Source organism: Paenibacillus sp. FSL R7-269, assembly GCF_000517865.1.
Taxonomy (GTDB): domain Bacteria; phylum Bacillota; class Bacilli; order Paenibacillales; family Paenibacillaceae; genus Paenibacillus_AQ.
Window position 1 is genome coordinate 222,299 of the sequence record NZ_ASPS01000053.1, and the last position, 15,473, is coordinate 237,771.

Consider the following 15,473-nt stretch of genomic DNA (forward strand, 5'->3'; position numbering starts at 1 on the left):
AGACGCCCGCTCCTCCTTACTCAAACTATCCCTAACATATTGCCGAAGGAACACATCTAGTCCGAAAAAATGACAAGCCGCTTGTGTGAGCATCCAGATCCCTAAAAAAATCTGCGCTATGATTTCTCCCACCTCCTTTGCTTATCCCTTTATTATAAACTAAAAAAGCCACTCGAATGAAGGAGTGGCTTGAACGTTGCATATTATTTATCATCATGATGCTTCTACTCAATGAGGACTGTCTCAGCATCATCCGCTTTTTAGCCACATATTTGTAGCCGTTTTTCGCATACGTTCTGAAGTTTTTATTCATTTCAAGACGGGTGCTCCCGCCTATCTGTCGTCAATTAGAGATTGTCTGTTTTCGATTACATTCCCATTTATTCACATACATCCGACCTGGGTTCAGTGAAACAAAATACCACTTGCTATTGGGGAATATAATTTCCCATTAGCAAGTGGTATTTATTATTATGCTATTCCTGCCCCTAACCCTTTCAAGACACCTTATGCTCAATCCGCAGCTTGTCGGCGACCATGGCAATAAATTCCGAGTTAGTTGGCTTGGATTTGGAGATATTAATGGTATAGCCGAACAGGTGGGAGATGCTGTCGATATTGCCACGGGTCCAGGCGACTTCAATCGCGTGGCGGATGGCGCGTTCTACGCGGGAAGGCGTGGTCTTGAACTTCTCGGCTATAGCCGGATACAGCGTCTTGGTGATGGCACCAAGGATCTCAATGTTGTTATAGACCATGGTGATGGCTTCACGCAGGTACTGGTAGCCTTTGATATGTGCAGGGACGCCGATTTCATGAATGATTGACGTAATATTCGCATCCAGGTTCTTGCCCTTGGACAGCGGAACCACATTACTGGAAGATCTGGAAGAAGAATAGCCGGACATGTTACCGGAAGTGCTCATGCTGCCCTGCGTACCGACCAGCTGGCGCACACGGTTCGCCAGAACCTCCATGTCAAACGGTTTCAGAATATAATAAGAGGCTCCAAGCTGAACGGCTCTCTGCGTAATATTCTCCTGGCCGAAAGCGGTCAGCATAATGATCTTGGGCTGCGGGTTCAGATCCATATCACGCAGGCGTTCAAGTACGCCGAGGCCGTCCAGATGCGGCATAATGATATCAAGAATAAGGACATCAGGGATCTTGCGTGCTCCGCTGAGCATCTGTAGTACCTCTTCCCCATTATAGGCAATGCCTGTCACGGTCATATCTTCTTGTTCAGTAATGTACTCTGCGAGCAAGTTCGTGAACTCCCTGTTATCATCGGCCAACAACACTTCAATATTCTGCACTGGCTGCTTCCTCCTTATATATCTGCTATTCAGAAAATAATGATCATCTTCTCTCCCTATAACTTTCGACATCAGATTTGAATATCCTTCTGTCGAAAATTATTTTTCTTTATTTTTTTTCGGTGTTGATTTATAATTGAATATTTTATTTCAGGTTTCGAGGATAATCGCTGCCCTTCGACAAAAAAATCTTAAGGCTAAACCGCCTTAAGATTGTATTGAAGCTCCTGATCCTGTTGAACCACACCGGAGTCCCTAAGCATCCACTCAATGAAGCAGCCATACCCTGACTTGGGATCATTGACGAATACATGGGTCACTGCACCGATCAGACGGCCGTTCTGGACAATCGGGCTACCGCTCATCCCCTGGACAATCCCTCCGGTCTTATCGAGCAGACGGGGGTCGGTGATGCGCAGCACCATGCCCTTCGTAGCAGGGGTCTGCTGACGGGCGACATGGATGATCTCTACGTTGAAGCGTTCGACCTGTTGACCATCGACGACAGTAAGAATCTGTGCGGGACCTTCCTTCACTTCAGTGCTCATGGCCACCGGAATCGGCTCCTGATACAGGCTGTGCTCAGGATTACGGGTCATTTTACCGAATATTCCGAAATCCGTGTTACTCTCCACATTCCCGAGAACCTGGCTTTCTTTCAGAAAACGAGCCCGTTTCTCCCCCGGATCGCCATCCTGGCTCTTGGAGATCGAAGTGACGCTGGACTGCACGATATGCCCGCTGCCGACCACAATCGGCGTACCTGTGTTCATGTCAGTGATGACATGCCCAAGGGCCCCGTACACACCCTGCTTCGGGGCATAGAAAGTGAGTGTCCCTACACCTGCTGCGGAATCACGGATGTAGAGCCCGAGCCGCCATACCTTGTCTGTGCGGTCATACGCGGGCTTCAGCTGAGCTGTGTGCTCTTTACCGCCGCGTTTGTAGATGATGCTTAAGGAATCATTGCTTTTGCCGGCCTCTTCGACCAGCCTTGCTACCTTCGATACCTCGTCCAGCTTCACCCCGTTGATGGAGATCATGAGATCGCCGGGCAGGATGCCGCTATTCTCGCCGGGTGAAATCTTGGACTGCTCCGATACTTCAATCAGATGATGACCTACAACCAGCACGCCTGCCGACTTCACCTTCACGCCAATCGTCTGACCTCCGGGGATGACCTTAAGTTCATTCTCGGTTCCCTGTACCGCCGTAAGCGGCTGATGTTCAAGCGGTGCTGCGTGGATCTGTGAGGGTCCCGTTATGCCTGATAAACTGAGAAAGAAGGCAAATAAAAGGCCGGGCATTAACTTCCTGAGGTTAGGCTTCAATGGCTGTCACACTCCCTTTTGCTTCTTTCGCTTGACGAAAAAGGTGGTCGCCAATTGCGTACCTATAAGATAACCTTGCCCCCAGGCTTTTATTACTGTCAATCATTGTCCCGCTTAGCTTGCAGCTGCCTTGCTGGCCTCGGCCAGACCCAGCATCTCCTGTGCGTGATGCAATGTTTTTTCGGTAATTTCCACACCGCCCAGCATCCGGGCCAGCTCCATTACGCGGCCTTCGGCCGAGAGGGAGTCCACCTCAGTCATCGTGCGTCCGTCTTCGACTTTTTTGGCAATCAGGTATTGATGATCCGCCATACAGGCCACCTGCGGCAGGTGGGTAATGGAGAACACCTGGCAGGTGGAGGACAGCTTATACAGCTTGTCCGCGATGGACTGGGCCGCACGTCCGCTGACCCCGGTATCCACCTCATCGAAGATAAGGACTGGAATCGCATCATGCCGCGCAAAAATACTCTTCATTGCCAGCATAATCCGCGATAGCTCTCCACCGGAGGCGATCTTGCCTAGCGGACGCAGCGGCTCGCCGGGATTCGGGGAGATCATGAATTCAGCGCTGTCGATCCCCTGCCGGGTCAGACGGTACCGCCGTCCCTGATACTCCATGCCGCGCGGATCTTCGAGCGTCTCCATCTTCACCTGGAGTGAGGTCCGTTCCATCTGCAGATCCTTCAGCTCTCCCTCGACCTGTGAAGCAAGATCCGTCGCACACTGCCGCCGCGCTCCGCTCAGAGCTTCGGCTGACTCCATTAAGATATGAAGCAGACCATCGCGTTTGGCCGTTAATTTCAGGATATATTCGTCTTTATTCTCCAGAAGATCCGTCTCCCGCTCAATCTGCTGATAATACTCCAGAATCTGCTCTACGCTATCCCCGTATTTACGACGCAAGCCAGTAATCTGGTCCAGACGGTTCTCAATATCATCCAGCCGCGCCGGATTGAATTCGATCTCTTCACGGTAGTCGCGCAGCTGAAACGCCGCATCCTCCAGCTGGTAATACGCCGACTGCAATTGCTCGAAGACTGCCCGCAGACCTTTTTCGTCATACCGCACCGCATCTTCAAGCCTGGAGATTACATTACCAATGGACTCCAGCCCTTGCCTGTCATACAGCAGCTCGTATGCGCCGGATACTGAATCCATCATTTTCTCGCTGTGGGATAGTTTTACCCGTTCTTCGGCAAGTAATTCATCTTCTCCCGGTTTTAGTCCCGCAGCAGAAATTTCCTCCAGCTGAAAACGGTACAAATCCAGCATCTGATACGCCTTTTGGCTGGATTCCTGAAGTTCCCGAAGTTCTTTTTCCACTTTGGCGAAGGCTGTATATTTCTCCTGATAATCTGCCTTGAGCGGTCCGATCACCGCTTCCCCATAGGTATCCAGCAGGCCCAGGTGACGTTCAGCCTTCAACAGGTTCTGATGCTCATGCTGTCCATGAATATTGACCAGTTGCTCCCCGATTTCGCGCAGCATGCTCAGATTGACCATCTGACCGTTCACGCGCGAAGTACTCTTGCCCTGGGAGGTAATCTCCCGGCGGATCACCAGATGCTCCTCACGTTCTGCCCCAATGCCCAGCCGCTCCAGCGTATCCCAGACCGGATGGCTTCCCGGCAGACTGAAAAGCGCTTCCATTTCGGCCTTCTCACACCCGTACCGGATGGAGTCAGCAGAACCGCGTCCCCCGGCAATAAGTGCGAGCGCATCGATGATAATTGATTTCCCGGCACCGGTCTCCCCTGTAAGGACATGGAACCCCGGATAAAAATGCACATCCACCGCCTCAACCACGGCCAGATTGCGTATAGACAATGTCTCTAACACGAATACAGCACCTCCGACAAGATGATTGCCTGTCTGCCCGCAGGCAGAACTACGATATATAGCCCATAATTTGTGAAATGACGTCCTTGCTGTCCTCCGGCTGGCGGCAGATAATCAGGATGGTGTCGTCTCCGGAGATCGTACCCATAATTTGCGGCCAGTCGATATTGTCAATCAGCGCAGCCACAGAATTGGCCGTTCCCGGCAGACATTTCATGACCACAAGATTCGCGGAATAGTCGATTTGTACAAAGTTGTCCACCAGCACCCGCTTCAGCTTCTGGGTGGGGTTGTAACGCTGGTCGGTGGGCAGGGAATACTTGTAACGTCCGTCATCCATCGGTACCTTAATCAGCAGCAATTCTTTGATATCTCGGGATACGGTAGCCTGGGTGACTTGAAAACCCGATTCCCGCAGCGCCTCCACCAGATCATCCTGGGTTTCGATTTCCTTTTGCGAGATAATTTCTCTAATCTTGATATGCCTGTGTCCCTTCATTGTTGCCTCCCGTATTTATATAGTGCTTAACTGGATTCTCCGTCGTCCTTGCCGAAATTAATTACATGAATGTTGGAAGTCACCGTATCCACATAGAGTACCCCGCTGCAATCCGGGTAGATCAGCAGATAGGGGAGGATGTAGTCCCGGAGTCCGCTGCCGGTGAATTCAAGCTCCTTGCGGGGGCGGGACAGGATGACCAGATAGTAATGCTCCTCATTCCTGGTGGCTACGTAATCAATGAACAGCCTGCTGTACATCGGTGCCCCATTCACCTGAAAAGACAGCGGAATCTTCAGCTTCCCGCCGATGACCTCATACCCTGCATCCTCCAGCAGAGCGATGGATGGATGGGACTGAATGACCTTGTTGATCGGCACCCGGTCCTTCATGAAGGACCCCGGAGACCCCTGCAGCCAGATATAGATTCTATAAAGGATAAAGATTGCCGCCGCCAGTCCTATAAGTGCCACTACAGCCTTGTCCGAGCTCGCCACTCCCATCACCTCGGTGAATCTATTCGCGTGCCGGCGGGTAAAATCCTGCTTCTGGCCGACAATCTGCCGCTAATTCCGGTTCGGGGAGACCTATAAAATTGTTATCTTTGCAGCAAAAGAAACTCATCTCTTCGATGAGTTTCCATGGCCCGCAGCGCTGAAGGTTGCATTCGCTTCCTTAATGACGGAGTCGGCAAGCGCGGCGAAATTATTCGGCTGTGCTTCAGCCGCAGAAGTCTCCTGCGCTGAAGGCTGCTCCGCAGCCTCAGCAGGCAGCAGCTTCCAGTGTGCCAGAAATTCGATATTACCTTCCCCCCCGGTAATAGGGGAATACGTCAGTCCTGCAAGCGTGTAGCCCAGTTCGGCTGCCATGGTCAGTACGTTTACCAGCACCTCCCGGTGAACAGCCGGTTCGCGCACGACTCCAGACTTGCCCACCTTCTCGCGGCCGGCTTCGAACTGCGGCTTAATCAGCGCAGCGATATCAGCAGGACGGTTCAGCAGCGCCATAAGCGGCGGCAGGATGATTCTCAGTGAAATGAAGGAGACATCGATACTTGCAAAGTCAGGTACCGGTCCCTTCAAATCTGGCGGGGTCATGTAACGGAAGTTGGTCTGCTCCATTACGGTTACCCGATCATCATTACGCAGGCTCCAGTCGAGCTGGTTATGTCCCACATCGATCGCGTACACATGGGCCACGCCGTTCTGAAGCGCACAATCGGTGAAGCCTCCTGTTGAGGAGCCGATATCCAGCATGTTGCGGCCGGTCAGCCCGATGCCGAACTGCCGTAAGGCCTTCTCCAGCTTCAAGCCGCCGCGGCTGACATAGGGGTGTAGTGCTCCCTTGACTCTGAGGACAGAGCTGCGGAGCACCTTCATCCCCGGCTTTTCAATCCGTTCTTCGTTCGCAAGCACCAGGCCCGCCATGATGGCAGCCTTGGCCTTCTCACGGCTGTCGTAGAAGCCTTGCTCCACCAACAGCACATCAATTCGTTCCTTAGGGTGTTCCATGTTCATCTCCCGATCACTTCGGTCAGCCCTCCGCCCCTGCCCTTACGAGGTAGAGGTTGACTTATAGGTATAAGTGCTGAGCCCCTTCATTGACTTAATACGTGCGCATACGGCTTCAACGGTAAGCCCGGTCTCCTGCCGCTGCTCCTTGATGGACCCATGCTCGACGAAAATATCCGGCACTCCCATCAGGTGAACATGTGCATCATATATTTCATGCTCTGCAAAGAACTCCAGCACCGCACTGCCAAGGCCGCCGGCCTGGCTCGCTTCTTCCAGCACCACCATACCCGTTCCGGCATGTGCCAGATCAAGCAGCATGGTATTATCCAGCGGCTTCAGGAAGCGCGCATTGACTACACCGATCTGAATACCTTCACGCTTCAGCACTTCCGCCGCCTCTTCGGCCACCTGAACCATCGGGCCGCAGGCAAGCACGGCATAATCTTCTCCGGGACGCAGACGTTCCCAGGTGCCGATAGGCAGACTGTGCAGCTCAGCATCCAGAGCCACACCCGTGCCGTTAATCCGCGGATAACGGTAAGCAATCGGTCCTTCATTATAGTCCAGCGCCGTCTTCATCATGTGGCGCAGCTCATTCTCATCCTTCGGCATCATAAGCACCATGTTCGGGATATGACGCATAAACGCGATATCGTACACGCCCTGATGGGTCTCCCCGTCTGCGCCGACAAAGCCCGCACGGTCAATGGCGAACATAACATTAGCATTATGGCGGCAAATGTCGTGAACGATCTGATCATAAGCGCGCTGCATGAAGGTGGAGTAGACGGCAAATACCGGCTTCATGCCTTCCATAGCCAAGGCCGCACATAAGGTGGCGGCATGCTGCTCCGCAATCCCGACATCAATCATCCGGTCCGGAAATTCCTTGGCGAACGGGAATAGTCCAGAGCCGCCCGGCATCGCCGGTGTTACGGCAACCAGCCGCTTATCCTGATGCCCCAGCTCGATTAACGTCTGTCCGAAGACTTCCGTGTACATCGGATTGCCGACTGCTTTAAGAACCTGACCGGATTCGATTTTGTAAGGGGAAATTCCGTGCCATTTATAGGAATCGACTTCCGCCGGTTTGTAGCCCTTGCCTTTGGTGGTAAGGACATGCACCAGGACAGGCCCGGATACATTATCCGCCTGATGGAAGGTGTCGATCATCTTCTCCAGATCATGACCGTCCACGGGTCCAAGATAGGTAAATCCGAGTTCTTCGAACAGAACACCGGGTACCAGCATGTTCTTCAGGCCGTCCTTCACATTCTGCGCAGTCTTCGCCAGCCGGCCGCCAATGGCCGGAATTTTCTTCAGCAGGCCTTCGACCTCGTCCTTAGCCCGCAGATAATGACGGTCCGAACGGATCTTGCTCAGATAGTTATGCATCGCTCCTACATTCGGTGCAATGGACATTTCATTGTCGTTCAGGATCACCATGAGCTTGCGGCGCTCATGCCCGATATGGTTCAGCGCTTCAAAGGCCATTCCGCCGGTGAGGGCGCCATCGCCGATAACGGCAATTACCTTATTGTCTTCACCCTTGAGGTCACGGGCCATCGCCATGCCCATTGCCGCAGACAGAGAAGTGCTGCTGTGTCCGGCTTCCCAGACATCATGCTCACTCTCCGAACGTTTGACGAAGCCGCAGAGTCCGCCCTGCTTGCGCAGGGAATCGAACCGGTCCTGACGGCCGGTCAATATCTTGTGGACATACGCCTGATGCCCTACATCATAGATCATCTTATCCCGGGGACTGTCATAGCAGTAATGCAGGGCCAGCGTGAGCTCCACGACTCCCAGATTGGATGCGAGATGTCCCCCTGTTACTGACAGCTTCTCGATCAGAAACTGGCGGATTTCCTCCGCAAGGGCAGCCAGTTCCCCGACTGATAAAGATTTTAGCTCCTGAGGATCATTTATTTGTGGAAGCAGCACGAGTATTCCCCGCTTTCCTAGATGTTGTAAAATATAAACCCCATTATAACACAAACGAAACGGCTGCTGAAACACAGCCGTTTGCCGAATCTTCATTTAGTGGTCACGTGACATCAAATAATCTGCAATTTCCAGCAGCCGGGACGGGTCCTGGAACCCTCCTTTTAGGATCGCCAGATGCGCAGCAGCCGTAAGTTGCTTCACCTCTTCGCGCGAAGCTTCAAGGCCGATGAAATACGGATAGGTCACCTTCTGCTGTTTGATATCACTGCCGGTCTTTTTGCCCAGCTTGCTCTCATCACCGATGAGGTCCAGAATATCATCCTGAATCTGGAAGGCCAGACCGATCTGTGTGCCGAACCGGCGCAGGGCCTCCAGCTGCCCCTCATTCGCACCGGCGATTCTGCCGCCCGCAAGCAAGGAGAAGATCATCAGATCGCCAGTCTTGTGCAGATGAATATACTGGAGCTGCTGCAGGTCGGTCATTCCCTGCTCGCCTTCCATATCGGCTACCTGACCGCCGACCATACCGCGCGGGCCTGCCATCTCAGCCAGATCCTCCACGATGGACAACACGCGCTCTGCCGGAACCCCATGCTTACGGGAGGCTTGTACCACACTGTAGAACGCATGGGTCAGCAGCGAATCCCCGGCCAGAATGGCCATCGCTTCCCCGAAGACCTTATGGTTCGTCAGCTTGCCGCGCCGGTAATCATCATTATCCATCGCCGGAAGATCGTCATGAATCAGAGAATAGGTATGCACCATTTCAATCGCAGCTGCTACAGGCAGCGCAGCTTCACGGCTGCCGCCCAGCGCTTCGCACGCGGCGGTGACGAGCAGCGGCCGCAGGCGCTTACCACCAGCTTGCAGCGAGTATTCCATCGACTCTCTTAGGACCTGGGGGACGTCCCACTGCTCTGGTACGACCCCGCTTAGAGCAGCAGCAACCCAGCTGCTAACGTCAGCTATATACTGCTCCAGCGGTTCGCGGCCCTGCGGCCCCGCCGCCCCGCCGGATGGCTCAAGCTCAGAATGACTCATCGCTATCGCCTTCCAGCCGGCTGCCGAACGGCTTCTTGCGCAGTTCGCCATCCTCCACGGTGATCATCTCAATCTTGCGCTCTACCTGCTCCAGCTTGCTGCCGCATAGCTGCGAGAGCTTCATTCCCTGCTGGAATAAATCAATCGCCTTCTCCAGGGGAACGTCACCATGTTCAAGCTCACGCACGATACCCTCCAGGCGCTCCATGGCTCCCTCAAAATCCAGTTCAGCTTCCTTCGCCATTCGCTTTGCCATCCTCCTTCATTCCCCATACGTGGCAGTTTAGTTGTCCGTCATTAAGCTTTATGTTGACCACATCGCCAAGCTCTACTTCCTTCAGCGATTTGATTACACGCTGTTCCTTCTCGTCATACACGAGGCTGTAGCCCCGCGACATGACCTTAAGCGGGCTGAGCGCATCCAGATGGCGCAGCTCCGCCCCGAACCGCGCACGCTTATCTGCAAGGCGCGCCTGCATGGCCGCCGTCAGCTCACGGGTGAGGCCATCCGTGCGCCGGCGGGCAGCGCTGACGCTGCTCAGCGGATGGAAGCGCTGCAGGCTCTGGTGCAGCAGCGCACTGCGCCCCTGCGCGCGGCTGTGCCTTGTCTCTGCTGCGCGGAGCAGGGCCGCGCGCAGCATATCCAGCCGCTGCGCGTGCTGGGCCAGCTGCCGGCGGGGGCCGGCCAGCGCCAGCGAGCGCTGCAGCGCAGCGAGGCGTTCGCCGCCGCGCTGCGAGCGGCGCAGCAGCGCTTGGCGCAGCCGCTGCCGGGCCATGCGCAGCTGCCCGGCCAGCTCGGCTGCGCTCGGCACAGCGAGCTCTGCCGCTGCCGTAGGGGTGGCCGCCCGGAGATCGGCGGCGAAATCGGCGATCGTGAAGTCGGTCTCGTGGCCCACAGCCGAGATGACCGGAATCCCGGAGGCCGCTATCGCCCGGGCGACGGCCTCTTCATTGAAGGCCCACAGCTCCTCCAGGGAGCCGCCGCCGCGCCCGACAATCAGCACATCGGCCTCTCCCATAGCATTCAGGTTCTGGATGGCCTGTACAATGGACGGGCCAGCCCCCTTACCCTGCACTAGTACAGGGTAGAGCACAATCGCAACCTGCGGATAACGGCGCTGCAGGGTGATGATGATGTCCCTCACAGCAGCTCCTGTCGGGGAGGTCACAACCCCGATGCAACGCGGGAATTGCGGCAGCGGACGCTTGCGCTCCGCTGCGAACAGGCCTTCCTTCTCCAGCTTGCTTTTCAGCTGCTCGTAAGCCAGATACAGGCTGCCGATTCCGTCAGGCTGCATATGTGTCGCATAGAACTGGTATTGCCCGTCCCGTTCATATACGGTCACATTCCCCCTGGCGATTACCTTCGTGCCTTCCTTCGGCACGAACGGCAGCCGCGAGTTATGCGAAGCGAACATGATAGCTTTGATCCGGCTGCTCTCATCCTTCAGCGTGAAATACATATGCCCGCTTCCGTGATGGGTGAAATTCGAGATTTCACCGCGAATCCATACATCGGACAGCAGCGCATCCGAATCCAGCTTCATGCGGATATATTTGTTAAGCTCCTTGATGGAGTAGATCTGCCGCTCTGCCGCCATAAGTCCGGCCTACTTCAGGCCGCGGCGGCGTTTGGCCGCGATCAGCGTGTTGCTCATCAGCATAGTGATCGTCATCGGTCCCACTCCGCCCGGCACCGGCGTAATGAACCCGGCCACTTCCCGGGCACTCTCATAATCCACATCCCCGGCGAGCTTGCCTGTATCCAGACGGTTCATGCCGACATCAATCACAATCGCCCCCGGCTTCACGAACGAGGCATCGATGAAGTTAGCCCGGCCAATCGCTACCACCAGGATATCTGCCTGACGGCTAAGCTCAGCCATATTCGCTGTGCGCGAGTGGCACATGGTTACTGTGGCATTCTCACGCTGTAACAGCAGGGATACAGGCTTGCCGACAATATTACTACGGCCGATTACAACAGCATGCTTACCGGAGATGTCCGTACCTGTCCGCTTGATCAGTTCAATGACCCCGGCAGGCGTACAGGGAAGCAGACTGTCATCCCCGATGACGAGGTTCCCCACATTGACCGGGTGGAAGCCGTCTACATCCTTCTCCACCGAGATGGCGTCAATCACAGCCTTCTCTTCAATATGCTTCGGAAGCGGCAGCTGAACGAGGATGCCGTCAATATCGCTGCGGCCGTTCAGGTCTGCCACCAGTGCCAGCAGCTCCTGCTGGGTGGTAGCAGCATCGAGCCGGTGCACTTCGGAATGGAAGCCCAGTTCAATACAGGACTTCTCCTTGTTGCGCACATAGACCTGGGAAGCCGGATCTTCACCGACCAGAACGACAGCCAGACCCGGCTTCACGCCGCGCTCTGCTAAGTCTGCAACCTCCCGGGCAATTCCGATCCGAATGTCGTCCGATACCTGTTTACCGCTGATAATCGCTGCTGTCATGTAAGTCTCTCCCCTATTGTCTATTGAAGGCTTATAAGCCTGTTACTGCCGCTTGCTGCTCAATCTGAATCGAATCTGAAGCTGAACTACAGCTCAGCTCTAAGCGTGTCCACATCCTGAATCATTTTACCGAGGACACCGTTCACGAATTTACCGGAATCTTCTGTGCCGAAATGCTTGGCCAGATCAATCGCCTCATTGACAGACACCTTGGCTGGCACATCGCTGGCGAAGATCATCTCGAAGGTAGCCAGACGCAGAATCTGACGGTCTACACGTGACAGGCGGCTCATCTGCCAGCCCTTAAGATAATGCTCCAGCATATCGTCAATCGCCATTTTGTGCTCCCACACGCCGTTGACATGCGTAACTACATAAGCCTTCAGTTCGATCTCATCCGTAATGACGCGCTCGGTTTCGTTCTCATCAGCCGCTTCTTCAATCAGCATGTCAACCGCCTCGGTTACTTCAACATCGTTCATTTCCATCTGATACAGGCTTTGTACAATAATTTCTCTCGCTAAACGTCTCTTCATGTGTTCCTCCTACGAACTAACTTTCATTCTTGTTTTCGTTTATTTTGTTGTTTTTGATGTTACGCAATTCAACTACAATCATCGGAAATCGGACCATACTAGTACTTACATTTCCCTAAATGCGGATTTCAAACGAATTCAGCTTCCTAAGCCGCAAAAAAACCGCGCAGCCTTTCTTCCGCAGGTCAGCAACTCAAAGTAACGGGTTCCAGGCTTCCGGGAGAAAGACTATCGCGGTTCACTTGAAGGGACGCCAGCGTCCGGACAGCCGCTCTGCGATCTCCTGCCATTGAAACAGGGGACCCTGCGCGGTATCCTTTCGTTTGCCGAACGTATATCCGATGAACACTACCAGTGCAAAGAACAGCATATCCCAAAAACCGCTAATCAGATAAATCAATCCGAGAAAGACACCGAAGGCAACTCCGGTAATTCTACCCCCGTGACTTTCCCATACTTCTCTCCAGGACATAAGGGAAACTCACCTCTATTCCACTCGACTTTTGAAGCTTGGTGCCTGTGTGAGGTTAGCAATGTATACAGACACATCTGCAACCGGAATTCCGGTTGTCTCCTGCACGAAATCATGTACCTGGCGCTGTACATCCGTAGTAAGCAGCGGCAGCGAATGCTCGCCGTCGACGACCGCCCGGATCATAATCTCAAGACCCGCCTGTGAGACACGGATGCGTGATTTCAGGTCGCGAATGCCCTTCACTTTGCCCGCAGCCTTCAGACTCAGATTCTCAATGGTCTCCATCGAGATCTGAATATCCCCGTATTCTGTACGCTGATCCACAGACGGCAGGGATGCGCGGTCGCGGCGCAGGGAGATGTAGAAGAAGCGGATGCTCAGCAGGAACAGAATGACCGCCACCGAGATCGCAGCGATATAGACCGCCGGTCCGTCCGAAATTTCATACTTGTCCGGGATGACACCGCTTAAGAGGAGGATGGCAGTTACAGATAGTATTCCAATGCTTAAGCTGTAGAGGAACAGCAGAAGCCTGTCCAGAATTTTGGCCACGAGTCTCACAACCTCCTTAAATTAAGGTAAACCCTCGACGCACTGTCGGGGGTTTATGGAAGAACTGAACCCTTACTTCACGCGGATAACCGCATCCGTGTCCTCGCTCTTGTCAATGCTTGTATTGCTTTTGAACTGCACATCATGAATATGCACATTCACTTCCACAACGGTCAGACCGGTCATGGTTTCGATGGAGCGCTTAACATTGCGCTGAATTTCAGCAGCCACTTCCGGAAGACGGTAGCCGTATTCAATAATTACGGACACATCCACCGCAGCCTCGCGCTGTCCAACCTCAACCTTAACCCCTTTGGACAGGTTCTTGCGTCCGAGAAGCTCCACGATTCCGCCGGCGAAACCGCCGCTCATTCCGGCCACACCTTTCACCTCAACGGTTGCCAAACCGGCGATAACCTCGATCACCTCTGGAGCGATCTGGATTTCACCGATTTCCGTACGTTCAAATTCTGTCGGCAATGTACTCATTTGGACTTCACACCTTTCCAGCAAAAAAGTTGTAGGGGCACTTCAAGCGGGCAGTACGCCTATTATTAAACATACTATATCATTTGACGAACTTTATGACAAACCATGAGAAGCCGTCCTAAACTTCATACTCCTCGAGGAACTTGATATCGAAGTTCCCGTCCAAAAACACCGGATGCTCCAGCAGTCTCTGGTGGAATGAAATGGTGGTATGTATGCCCTCCACCGCAAATTCAGCCAGTGCACGCTTCATCTTGGCGACAGCCTCTTCCCGGGTCGGTGCCCAGACGATCAGCTTGGCAATCATGGAGTCATAAAAAGGTGAAATGGTATAGCCCGGATACGCCGCGCTGTCGACCCGCACCCCAAATCCGCCCGGTGGCAGATAGAAGCCGATTTTGCCCGGAGACGGCATGAAATTACGCTCAGGGTCCTCGGCATTGATGCGGCATTCAATCGACCAGCCGTTGATCACAATATCCTCCTGGGTGAAGGAGAGGGGATTACCTTCCGCTACTGAGATCATTTCCTTAATGAGATCGACGCCGGTGACCATCTCCGTTACCGGATGCTCCACCTGAATCCGTGTATTCATCTCCATGAAATAGAAATGTCCGTCAGGACCCAGCAGGAATTCCAGGGTACCTGCCCCCGAGTAATTAACCGCCAGTGCAGCCCGTACCGCCGCTTGGCCCATCGCATCGCGGACCTCCGGGGTAAGTACGGCGCAAGGCGCTTCTTCGATCAGCTTCTGGCGGCGGCGCTGCACAGAGCAGTCACGCTCGCCCAAGTGGACGACGTTGCCGTGATTATCGGCGATGATCTGAATCTCCACATGCTTCATGCCGGTCAGGAATTTCTCCAAATAGACTCCGGCGTTGCCGAAATTCTTTTGCGCTTCCTGCTGGGCAGCGGTAATCTGCTTCACCAGTGACTCTTCATCCTCGGCGATGCGGATGCCCTTGCCTCCGCCGCCTGCCGTAGCTTTGACGATAAGCGGGTACCCGATATCACGGCCGAGCATCACGGCTTCCTCTAAGTCACCGACAATCCCGTCAGAGCCCGGTATAATCGGAACTCCGGCCAGCTTCATCGTTTCTTTGGCTACAGCCTTGTCGCCCATCCGGGTAATCGCATCCGGAGACGGGCCGATGAAGGTAATGTTACAGGATTCACAGATCTCGGCGAAATCCGCGTTCTCGGCCAGGAAGCCATAGCCGGGGTGAATAGCATCGCATTCCGTCAGCGTGGCAACGCTCATAATATTAGTAAAGTTCAGATAGCTGTCCTTGGCGGGCATCGGTCCGATACAGTACGCCTCATCCGCAAGACGTACATGCAGGGAATCGCGGTCCGGCTCCGAATAGACAGCCACGGTGGCAATACCCAGCTCGCGGCAGGCCCGGATAATGCGGACCGCAATCTCGCCGCGGTTGGCAATCAACACTTTTTGAATGTTCATG

General features: G+C 54.1%; 16 protein-coding genes. All 16 read right to left on the minus strand.

From position 1 onward, the window contains the following. Positions 1-497: 497 nt before the first annotated feature. Positions 498-1,316, minus strand: coding sequence for a sporulation transcription factor Spo0A (gene spo0A, locus C162_RS23550; RefSeq protein WP_036698363.1), 819 nt, complete (start codon positions 1,314-1,316; stop codon positions 498-500). A 197-nt stretch (positions 1,317-1,513) separates the two neighbouring features. After that, positions 1,514-2,647, minus strand: coding sequence for a SpoIVB peptidase (gene spoIVB / locus C162_RS23555; protein WP_036698366.1), 1,134 nt, complete (start codon positions 2,645-2,647; stop codon positions 1,514-1,516). 114 nt (positions 2,648-2,761) lie between these two features. Continuing rightward, complete coding sequence (gene recN, locus C162_RS23560) at positions 2,762-4,489, minus strand: DNA repair protein RecN (RefSeq protein ID WP_036698368.1); 1,728 nt, start codon at positions 4,487-4,489, stop codon at positions 2,762-2,764. Positions 4,490-4,538: 49 nt separating this feature from the next. After that, positions 4,539-4,988, minus strand: coding sequence for a transcriptional regulator AhrC/ArgR (gene ahrC, locus C162_RS23565; RefSeq protein ID WP_036698370.1), 450 nt, complete (start codon positions 4,986-4,988; stop codon positions 4,539-4,541). Between the two features lie 26 nt (positions 4,989-5,014). Further along, entirely contained in the window at positions 5,015-5,485 is a 471-nt protein-coding gene (locus C162_RS23570) for a hypothetical protein (protein ID WP_235218507.1), read from the minus strand. A gap of 123 nt (positions 5,486-5,608) precedes the next feature. Then, positions 5,609-6,499, minus strand: a complete 891-nt coding sequence (locus tag C162_RS23575; RefSeq protein ID WP_036698375.1) for a TlyA family RNA methyltransferase — start codon at positions 6,497-6,499, stop codon at positions 5,609-5,611. Between the two features lie 42 nt (positions 6,500-6,541). Next, a complete protein-coding gene (dxs, locus tag C162_RS23580) occupies positions 6,542-8,446 on the minus strand; it encodes a 1-deoxy-D-xylulose-5-phosphate synthase (protein ID WP_036698377.1) in 1,905 nt (634 codons plus the stop codon). 96 nt (positions 8,447-8,542) lie between these two features. Next, a complete protein-coding gene (locus tag C162_RS23585; RefSeq protein ID WP_051493869.1) occupies positions 8,543-9,490 on the minus strand; it encodes a polyprenyl synthetase family protein in 948 nt (315 codons plus the stop codon). Continuing rightward, positions 9,477-9,734: an exodeoxyribonuclease VII small subunit gene (gene xseB / locus C162_RS23590; RefSeq protein ID WP_036698378.1), complete on the minus strand. Its 258-nt coding sequence runs from the start codon at positions 9,732-9,734 to the stop codon at positions 9,477-9,479. The genes C162_RS23585 and xseB overlap by 14 nt, the downstream gene beginning before the upstream one ends. Beyond that, positions 9,718-11,091 (minus strand): exodeoxyribonuclease VII large subunit, encoded by a 1,374-nt coding sequence (gene xseA, locus C162_RS23595; RefSeq protein WP_036698381.1) that lies wholly within the window; start codon positions 11,089-11,091, stop codon positions 9,718-9,720. The genes xseB and xseA overlap by 17 nt, the downstream gene beginning before the upstream one ends. Positions 11,092-11,100: 9 nt before the next feature. After that, positions 11,101-11,958: a bifunctional methylenetetrahydrofolate dehydrogenase/methenyltetrahydrofolate cyclohydrolase FolD gene (gene folD / locus C162_RS23600; RefSeq protein ID WP_036698383.1), complete on the minus strand. Its 858-nt coding sequence runs from the start codon at positions 11,956-11,958 to the stop codon at positions 11,101-11,103. Positions 11,959-12,044: 86 nt separating this feature from the next. Next, positions 12,045-12,494 carry a transcription antitermination factor NusB gene (gene nusB / locus C162_RS23605; protein WP_036698385.1) on the minus strand — a complete coding sequence of 150 codons (450 nt, stop codon included), beginning with the start codon at positions 12,492-12,494 and terminating at the stop codon, positions 12,045-12,047. Positions 12,495-12,732: 238 nt separating this feature from the next. Further along, complete coding sequence (locus C162_RS23610) at positions 12,733-12,966, minus strand: DUF2273 domain-containing protein (protein ID WP_036698387.1); 234 nt, start codon at positions 12,964-12,966, stop codon at positions 12,733-12,735. Positions 12,967-12,981: 15 nt separating this feature from the next. After that, positions 12,982-13,521, minus strand: a complete 540-nt coding sequence (amaP, locus tag C162_RS23615) for an alkaline shock response membrane anchor protein AmaP (protein WP_036698389.1) — start codon at positions 13,519-13,521, stop codon at positions 12,982-12,984. A 72-nt stretch (positions 13,522-13,593) separates the two neighbouring features. Further along, entirely contained in the window at positions 13,594-14,010 is a 417-nt protein-coding gene (locus C162_RS23620; protein WP_036698392.1) for an Asp23/Gls24 family envelope stress response protein, read from the minus strand. A 118-nt stretch (positions 14,011-14,128) separates the two neighbouring features. Beyond that, positions 14,129-15,472 carry an acetyl-CoA carboxylase biotin carboxylase subunit gene (gene accC, locus C162_RS23625; protein ID WP_036698394.1) on the minus strand — a complete coding sequence of 448 codons (1,344 nt, stop codon included), beginning with the start codon at positions 15,470-15,472 and terminating at the stop codon, positions 14,129-14,131. Position 15,473: the final 1 nt, after the last annotated feature.